The sequence below is a fragment of the Psychromicrobium xiongbiense genome, assembly GCF_030271165.1.
Taxonomy (GTDB): domain Bacteria; phylum Actinomycetota; class Actinomycetes; order Actinomycetales; family Micrococcaceae; genus Renibacterium; species Renibacterium xiongbiense.
In genome coordinates, this window is sequence record NZ_JASSZH010000015.1 from 1 (window position 1) to 5,474 (window position 5,474).

A 5,474-nucleotide genomic window follows, 5' to 3' on the forward strand; every position below is an offset into this window, starting at 1 on the left:
AGCCTCCGAGCGGCAACGTCATAAAATGACATATTCCCCCAGTACTTTGAGTTACTGGTGAAACCCGCCGCAGGAGCTGCAGCTGACCTCGGTATTACCGGGCAGGGTCCGCCGCCGAGACCTTCAGGAGCAGCGTCCTCGCCTCCGGGCGGAGCGCGTACTCCGGCCAGACATCCGGCCCGCAGGCCCGCGAGCCCACGCCGTTCTGTGCGGCGTCCAGGTACAGCCAGGTCCGCTGCGAGGGCGGCAGCTCATGCGGGTGGGCCGCCGCGGAGAGCTCCTGGGCCGTATGCCGGGAAGGCAGCCGCCCCGGCGGTCAGCTCCGGGGTGACGGTGCCGGGCCCGGTGGCTGCGGCGTCGCCGTCGTACGCCGTGCGCAGCTACAGATCGTCGATGCCGCCCACTGGCCGGACCTCCAGCGTCACCGAACGGAAAATGCCCTGCAGCCACCACTGATCCTGGTCCTCCAGGTAACTCGCCACGGACCACTGGTGGACCCGCACCGCCAGCACGTTCTCCCCGGCTTTCAGCGCCTGGCTGACGTCGAACTCCTGGACAAGGCGACTGCCCGAACCGACACCGATCTCCACCCCGTTCAGCCACACCTTGTACCGGGACTCCACTCCGTCAAAGCGCAGCAGCACCCTGTCAGCAGGCGCGCCCCGGGTTCCGGAGAAGGACTCCGGAACGGTGAAGGTTCTGCGATAGTCGCCCGTCGGGTTGGCATCCGGGACAAAGGGTGGCTCGCAGGGGAAGGGGAACTGAACGTTAGTGTAGATGGGCGCGCCGTAAGCACCCTCCCCCTCGAGGACCCAGTGCGCGGGGACCGGGATCCTGTCCCAGTCCTCGCTCAAGTATCCGGGGGCGGCGAAGGCCTCCGGCAGACGGTCCACCTGGGACAACCAGTTGTTCAGGCCCAGGGTGATCGGGTACAGCTTCGTATCCGAGAGCATGACCAGGGGCAGGAAGTAGTTGTTCCAGATGCCGACCAGCTGGAACAGGAAGACCGTGACCAGGGCCGGGGTCAGTACCCGCAGGCCGAACGTGGGGAAGATCTTCAGCTCCCCGGCACCGTCCAGCCGGGCCGCCTCAATCAGCGCGGTATCCACGGTGGCCTGGGCGTAAATCCGGCACAGGAACAGGCCGATCGGCAAGACCAGCGACGGGATCAGCACCGACCAGTAGGTGTTGGCCAGGCCTAGCTGGCTGAAGAGCAGGAACAGCGGCAGGGCTGTTGGCTGTGCCGGGGACCAGGACGCCGCCCAGCACGGTGCCGAACACCACGTTGCTGCCCTTGAACTGGTTTGGCCAGCGCGTAGCCGCCAGCGGCCGCCAGATAGGTGGCCAGAAGCGCACCCACCCCGGCGTAGAGCACCGAGTTCAGCAACCACTGGAGGAAGACGCCGTTGTTGTAGGTGAGCACCTTGGACAGGTTGTCCCAGAGCGCAAAGTGGCCGGAGAACAGGAATCCATTGGTGGAGAAGAGGTCCGGGCTGGTCTTCGTCGAGGCCACGATCACCCAGTACACGGGCACCAGGAAGTAGAGGGCGACGACGACGAGGATCGCCGTGACGATGATGGTGCTGGGCCGCTTACGGCCAGCGGAGCGGTCGATGCCGGTGCGGCCCGAGGCGGCCCGGCGCGTGGCGATGGTGGTCATTTGGACTTCCTGTTGGTGAGGCGGAGGAAGGCGAACGAGAGGATGAATGCGGCGAGCGCAATCAGAACGGCCTGGGCTGCAGCGACGTTGTAGTCGTTATAGGCGAAGGCGGTGGAGTAAGCGCTCAGGTTGGGCGTGTACTGGCTGTCGATGGCGGGGGGCGGAGGTTTTGAGCACCTGCGCCTCGGCGAACAGCTGGAGCTTCCGATGATCGAGAAAACGGTGGTCAGCACCAGCGCCGGGGTGATGAGCAGCAACTGGATATTGGTCGCGATGCGCCACGGTGAGGCGCCGTCCACCCGAGCTGCTTCATAGAGTTCACCCGGAATGGCCTTGAGCTGAGCCACCACAATGAGCATGTTGTAGCCCGTGTAGCTCCAGGTCACGATGTTCGCGATGGACCACAACACGGATCCTGAACCGAGGAAGTCCAGTTTGATACCCATACTTCCGGCGATGTCGATGAAGGGCTGAGTCCCGGCACGGAGAGGAAGGACCACAGGATCGTGGCGATCACTCCCGGGACGCCGTACGGCATGAAGTAGGCAGCGCGGAAGAAGCCGGGCCATTTGGCGGAGGCGGATTCAAGGAGCAGCGCCAGGATGGTGCAGAGCACGATCATGACCGGGACCTGCACGATGCCGAAGAGCAGCACCCGGCCTATGGAGGCCACGAAGTTCGCGTCCCCGAGGGCCTGAGCATAGTTGTCGAAGCCAGCGAAACCGCTGGTCACACCCTTCTCGCCGAAGAGACCGCTCCTGGTCACCTTGGTGAAGCTGGAGATGACGGCCACGATGATCGGCAGAATGCAGGTGAGGGTGAAGAGGGCCAGGAAGGGCGCAGGCAACCTCGCCCAGCGGGCCAGGGCTGCTAAACAGGTGGCCTGGCCCGCTGGGGGTATGGGGCTTCGTGGCGAGCGAGCATCTCCACGAAGCCCCTGATTTTCCTTTCCCGGGCAGCCTCCGTCTTAAGCTGACTGAGCCGGAAGTACAGTGCAAAGCGATTGGTGGCACTGAGGACGTCGAGCATCCGTTGTGCCTCCGGATTGGCAGCGATCGCCTTGAGCAGATCCTCCGGCAGCTCGGCATCGCGCGCCCTGGCGTACGCCATCTCCCACCGACCGTCCTGCTGAGCAGCGGTGACGACGGCACGGCCAGCCGGGCGCAATCGCCCCTCGCCCTCAAGTCGGGCAATGTTTTCCGTGTTGGCGAGCGACCAGCTGCTCTTCGGCCCGCGGGGAGTCCATCGTTGGCTGTAGCTCTCGTCATCCCGGCGCCGGATTTGTCCGTCGATCCAGCCAAAGCACAGTGCGACATCGAGCGCCTGGGCATAGGTCAGCTCCGTGACGGTGCCACCTTTTTTATGCAGCACCAGCCATACTCCTCTGCTGCTCTGGTGATGGGCCTCCAGCCAGTTTTCCCATGCCTGAGCGTCTGCCAGCAGAAGCTCAGGAAGTTCGATCGCCATGCCAACACCCTAGTCCTTGGTGACTGCGGCGTGCGGTGAGCAGTCTACTGGACCTATTTGCCGATTTTCGCTGGGATTTCGACTGTTGGAGGTATGCTCGCACTGACAGTGTGTTAAGGAAATGTGGTTTCTGCTAATGCAGGCATAAATGGTCTACAGCAGCAGAAATTGGGGGAACCACTGGAGCGTGCCGCATGGCGCGGAAATGGGATCATGCAGTTTGAAATCCAGCCTCCTCGCAGGGGTCAGCGCCCAGTGCTATCCCGCGCAGCGATAGGCGAAGCAGCACTTGCCGAGCTTGACGGCATTTCTTCCGCCAGGGTGGCCGCACGTCTTGGGGTGGGCCACAGTTCTTTGTATCGCTATGTCAATAGTCGGGCGGATCTGGTCCGTCTGGCCGTGGACTTTGCACTCGAGGGCGAAGCATGGCCGGAGCCCCGAGAGAACTGGCGCGAGTATCTCAAGGGTTGTGTTGATGCATTCTGGCAGTTCCTCAGTCGATACCCGGCGGCAGCGCAGGAGATCCTGGTCATGCGGCCCTCCCCGCAGAAGATCAATGAAGCGACTCTCAATATTGCGGAAAATCTCCTGACCTTCGGCTTCTCGCCCAAGGACGCCTTCATGGCCGTGGACTTGTTGGGCCATCTGGTGATCGAATCGATGGTCTCGGAAGAGCTCTACCGTTCTCGCGGGCGTCATGGCCGGCCAGCGTTGGAAGAACAACGCGCGGCGATGTCCGCCAACCTGAGCTCTCCCCTGGCCGAGGTTTCACGAACTTTTCTGGATCAGGGGATGTACTCGCTCATGATGAGTCGAGCTGAGCTACTGATGGATGGCCTGGATCTCCGTCTGACCAAAGAACCAGCCCAAACCCACTGACCATCTCGCCGCTACTGGCGTTGGCGCACTGTGTCCCTGACCAACCAGCAGCCCATGAGGACCCCTGGTGGACGTACGGTCCATTCTGTGACCAACGTCCACCAGGGGTCCTCCTTCATTTACAGGCCGTCAGGCGTTGCTCTTGCGCTTACGAGCCAGCGCGTAGAGGAGTCCGCCTTCCAGGAGCAATGCGCCGCCTGCCAGTGCGGGGGCCAGATTTGAGCCCGTCGCAGCGAGAGGCATCTGCAGCCCGTTGACCGTGGGTTGCAGATTGTTGCCAGCAGCCACGACCGCGGTATTGCCCAGCCCTGCAGCGCTCTGAGCGAGTCCGAAGGCATTCGCTCCGCCAGGATTGACGATGCCGCCAACACCTTGCAGGATGCTTCCGAGTCCGATGTTACCGGGACCGACATCGCCACCAAGTGCGCCGGCAATGGCACCCACAGGGCCCGTCACGCCACCAGTGGGGTTAGTGATCCCACCGGTTGGATTCGTCACGCCACCGGTGGGAGCCGTCACGCCACCCACCGCGCTGGTGACACCGGTGATGGTCTGGGCCAAACCACCCGTCAGGCCCGTAACAGCGTTCGTGAGACCGGAGACACTGTTGACCGCACCGGTTGCTGCACCGCTCACTCCGTTGACCAGGCTGCCGATGGCACCGCTGGTGCCATTCGTCAGACTATTGACCACCGAAGCCAGCGTGCCAGTATCCGAGACGCCAGGCAGATGACCAGTCACACCGTTCAGCAAACCCGTCACCGGAGCCAAAACACCCGAAACATCAGGCACACCCGGACGGCTCGGAACACCCGGCAAACCAGGAGTCCCAGGCGTTCCAGGCAGGTGACCAGTCACACCATTCAGCAAACCCGACACCGGAGCCAAAACCCCCGAAACATCAGGCACACCCGGAAGGCGCGGAACACCCGGCAAACCAGGAGTCCCAGGCGTTCCAGGCAGGTGACCAGTCACACCATTCAGCAAACCCGACACCGGAGCCAAAACCCCCGAAACATCAGGCACACCCGGAAGGCGCGGAACACCCGGCAAACCAGGAGTCCCAGGCGTTCCAGGCAGGTGACCAGTCACACCATTCAGCAAACCCGACACCGGAGCCAAAACCCCCGAAACATCAGGCACACCCGGAAGGCGCGGAACACCCGGCAAACCAGGAGTCCCAGGCGTTCCAGGCAGGTGACCAGTCACACCATTCAGCAAACCCGACACCGGAGCCAAAACCCCCGAAACATCAGGCACACCCGGAAGGCGCGGAACACCCGGCAAACCAGGAGTCCCAGGCGTTCCAGGCAGGTGACCAGTCACACCATTCAGCAAACCCGACACCGGAGCCAAAACCCCCGAAACATCAGGCACACCCGGAAGGCTCGGAACACCCGGCAAACCAGGAGTCCCAGGCGTACCAGGCAGGTGACCAGTCACACCATTCACCACACCATTGACCAGA

Annotated in this window: 4 protein-coding genes and 3 pseudogenes; 1 reads left to right on the forward strand and 6 read right to left on the reverse strand. The window is 63.0% G+C overall.

Annotated features, from left to right (window positions below; genetic code table 11):
* Positions 1–94: 94 nt before the first annotated feature.
* From QQM37_RS14510 to QQM37_RS06350, 5 genes and pseudogenes are all read right to left on the reverse strand, one after another.
* On the reverse strand, positions 95–304 hold the full coding sequence (locus QQM37_RS14510) for a beta-galactosidase small subunit-related protein (protein WP_420030129.1): 210 nt from the start codon (positions 302–304) through the stop codon (positions 95–97).
* Positions 294–881, reverse strand: a pseudogene (locus tag QQM37_RS06335) (sugar-binding domain-containing protein); the annotation flags it as partial. The gene QQM37_RS14510 and the pseudogene QQM37_RS06335, both read right to left, overlap by 11 nt.
* A pseudogene (locus tag QQM37_RS06340) lies at positions 870–1,660 on the reverse strand (carbohydrate ABC transporter permease); the annotation flags it as partial. The pseudogenes QQM37_RS06335 and QQM37_RS06340, both read right to left, overlap by 12 nt.
* Positions 1,657–2,561 (reverse strand): annotated as a pseudogene (locus tag QQM37_RS14515) (carbohydrate ABC transporter permease). The pseudogenes QQM37_RS06340 and QQM37_RS14515, both read right to left, overlap by 4 nt.
* Positions 2,531–3,127, reverse strand: coding sequence for a YdeI/OmpD-associated family protein (locus tag QQM37_RS06350; RefSeq protein WP_285725763.1), 597 nt, complete (start codon positions 3,125–3,127; stop codon positions 2,531–2,533). The pseudogene QQM37_RS14515 and the gene QQM37_RS06350 overlap by 31 nt, the downstream one beginning before the upstream one ends.
* A 213-nt stretch (positions 3,128–3,340) precedes the next feature.
* On the opposite strand from QQM37_RS06350, the gene QQM37_RS06355 reads away from it, so the two are divergent.
* Positions 3,341–4,006, forward strand: a complete 666-nt coding sequence (locus QQM37_RS06355; protein WP_285725764.1) for a TetR family transcriptional regulator — start codon at positions 3,341–3,343, stop codon at positions 4,004–4,006.
* Positions 4,007–4,135: 129 nt separating this feature from the next.
* Here the strand turns inward: QQM37_RS06355 and QQM37_RS06360 are convergent, their stop codons facing one another.
* Positions 4,136–4,747, reverse strand: coding sequence for a hypothetical protein (locus tag QQM37_RS06360; protein WP_285725765.1), 612 nt, complete (start codon positions 4,745–4,747; stop codon positions 4,136–4,138).
* Positions 4,748–5,474 lie beyond the last annotated feature (727 nt).